Below are 2,884 nucleotides of genomic sequence, written 5' to 3'. Positions count from 1 at the left end.
CGCCGAGGCGCGGATCGGTGTGCATGCGGGTCGTTCCCATGTGATGGTTGCAACCGATGATTTGCAGCGGGCGCCCTGTGTCCGCCTGCTCCAGATCGACACGCCCCAGACCCGACGCCTCGAACTCGTCCTTGATCAATCCGAGCATGCGCAGATGCGTGCGCTTTTCCAGATCGCCCACCCGCCAGTTGAGTTCGGCCCGGTTGAGGCCGAGCTTGTCGCGTTGCGGCGACAGGGTGACACGGCTCTCCCGGTCCGGAACCGGTTCGACGACACTCTCAATCTGGAAATAGTCCGATTTCACTGCCAGCTTAAGCCTCCGATACAGCAGCGATGCCATCAGATTGGGGCTGCCACGTGCGACGGTCGCAAACGTTCGCAGCTTGATGTCCTGAAAATGCCGCCTGCGAACGGCGTTGTAGAGCTCATGGAAGCGCTCGGTAAGGTCACCGTCTTCGCCGGCCCGGCAGGCGCGGAAATAGGTCCGGCATTGCACTAGTTTCTCGTCCCGCTGGACTTGTTCGGCCAACCCGACATGGGCGCTGGCACTGGTGCCGTCCACGGCAAGTCGGGGATTGTGATAGGTGTAGCGGGCATCGTAAAAACGGAATGCGGCGGCATTGCCTGATGGGACCATCTGGCCGATGCGGATGCGCGGGTGTTCCATGAAATAACGGCCGACCACGTCGTGCTGGTTGCCAAGGCCGCGGTGATCGATTCTGTTGGACAAAAGCATCAGACGAGCATTTTCGATGCCGCCCGCAGCAAGGATCGTGCGTTTTGCCCGCACGAAGAAGCGCTTCTGCGCCGAGGTCGCGACGTGGACGCCTGTCACTGTCGTGGCTTCATCGCTGGTGGCAAGCTCGGTCACATTGGCGTTGAGCAGCACCTTCGTCGTCCGGGCTGTCGCCAGCGCCAACTGATAGGCGTGGCCAAAGCGTGTCGGCGGGCTAAACTTGCTGACCACCGTCTCAAGCGTTTCCTCATTCAGCCCCAGCAGCCGACCCTGGTTGCCGGGAAGGCGGTCGTGCCAAAATTCCGGTTCAAAACAATGGTCATTAACCTGTACCAGATCGCTCGCACGGTGGTAAAAAGGTTCAACTTCAGTCAGCTTGAACGGCCAGCCGCTGTTGGGCACCCAGTCGCGTTCCTCGAAGTCGAGGCCGATGAACGGGCGTATCCAGCCGCCCCAGCAATTGGAACTGCCGCCCAATTGCCGCGTTCTGCTGGCCTGAAGATCGTAATCGATACCAACATTTTCTCCCTCGTAGAGGGATTGCGATGTTGAATTGAAGTGGAGCCCGCCGCCCTCAAGAACGCAGGTCTCGATACCCTGCCGCTCAAATTCGAGAGCAAGGGTAATCCCCGCTACCCCGCCTCCGACAATGCAGATTTCCGTATCCAGAATTGTGCCACTCGGCAGCTCACGGCCATCGACAAACATTTCACGCACCCCAAAACCAGTAATCTGAAAAGCTACGCCAGCCGCACATTCGGCACCTAACGATGCCGAGCTAGCTGGAATGCAAACGGAATCGATCTTGTGAGCTCTCTATCCAGAATTTAAATGTATCATGTCGCCCCCAACATTCCCTGAAATACCCTCGGGAATAATAGAGCAAGAAGCCGGCAAAGAAGAATGCGCCGTGATGGGTAAAGGTGTAGTCCTTTTGGTGGAACATCCCCATCGTTCAGATGCTGTCCATACGCCAAAGATGACGTCCCGGTTCCCACTGCGGTGTAGCCAGCGCGAAATTGCGACGCCAACCACGCACTGAACTTGGACTGGTGTAGGCTATTTGCGCGCCGACAATGCGGCGGTGAGCCCGAGGCCGACGAACGAGGTGCCGGCAAACCAGCGCTGCAGTCGCAGGAATCGCCGGTTGCGGCGGAGGAAATCCCCCGCAGCTCCGGCAATCAGCGCGAATATACCGTCGCTGATGATGCCGAGGGCCATGAAGGTGAGCCCCAGAATGAGTATCTGCCAATGCAGCGCGCCGCGCGCCGGATCGACAAATTGCGGCAGGAAGGCGAGGAAGAAGATCGCGGTCTTCGGATTGAAGAGGTTGACGACGAATCCATCGCGGAAAACGCGCCGAAGCGGGGCAGCCGGTACCACGGGCGCATGGGGATCGGGATCCTTGGCCCTTAAGGTACGGATGCCGATCCAGATGAGGTAGGCGGCGCCGAGATATTTGACGATCGCGAAGGCGAGCGCCGATGAGACTATGAGGGCCGAGAGCCCGACCGCAGCAGCGATGATGTGAACAATGGTGCCGAGATGGATACCGAGCACCGAGACCAGACCCGCTGCCCGTCCCTGCTCTACCGAGCGCGCAACAATATAAAGTACTGCCGGTCCGGGTATCAGTAACAAAACGACCGATGCCACGACGAATAGGCCCCACAAGGTCAAATCAGGCATGGTTTCCTCCACTTTGCGTGCTTCGAGCAAAGCACACCGTCGTGGCCGAGACAAGGGAGCAGGATGGGGGTCATGTCATCTAAGGGGCTGCTCATACATTGTTCCTTCGTTCAATGGAGAGGCGGCGGCAAAATGGGATCGTTCCGGCGAAACTCTAACGGTCGGAGCCTATCTGGCCTTGCAGGCTGTGGCCGCCATCGATGGTGATGACGGTTCCTGTGATGTAACTGCTGGCGTCGGAGGCAAGCATCAGCACCGCGCCATCGATATCTTCCGGCTCGCCCAGCCTTCGCATCGGGTTCCTGCCCTTGAGAAACCCCTTGGCCGGCCCGTCCATGATTGTCTCGTTGAGCCGCGTCGGAAACCAGCCTGGCGCGATCGCATTCACCCGGATACCGTGAGGCGCCCATTCAAGCGCAAGCGACTTCGTCATCTGCGATATGGCTGCCTTCGACATCG

At 59.1% G+C, this 2,884-nt stretch carries 3 protein-coding genes; all 3 read right to left on the bottom strand.

The window, feature by feature from the left end:
* Positions 1-1,444: FAD-binding protein (locus AAAC48_RS21250; RefSeq protein ID WP_340656096.1), on the bottom strand; the 1,444-nt coding region annotated here is incomplete at its 3' end.
* 351 nt (positions 1,445-1,795) lie between these two features.
* Positions 1,796-2,425: a LysE family translocator gene (locus AAAC48_RS21245; protein WP_340656095.1), complete on the bottom strand. Its 630-nt coding sequence runs from the start codon at positions 2,423-2,425 to the stop codon at positions 1,796-1,798.
* A gap of 154 nt (positions 2,426-2,579) precedes the next feature.
* Positions 2,580-2,884: SDR family oxidoreductase (locus tag AAAC48_RS21240; protein ID WP_340656094.1), on the bottom strand; the 305-nt coding region annotated here is incomplete at its 5' end.

It is taken from the genome of Phyllobacterium sp. (assembly GCF_037994405.1).
Lineage (GTDB): Bacteria > Pseudomonadota > Alphaproteobacteria > Rhizobiales > Rhizobiaceae > Phyllobacterium.
Note: the sequence above shows the minus strand (reverse complement) of the source record. Positions and strands in the feature narration are given on the sequence as shown.

Bases quoted from the DNA above. Each gene is read 5' to 3' on its own strand.
- AAAC48_RS21245 (WP_340656095.1), bottom strand. From the start codon at position 2,425: ATGCCTGATTTGACCTTGTGGGGCCTATTCGTCGTGGCATCGGTCGTT.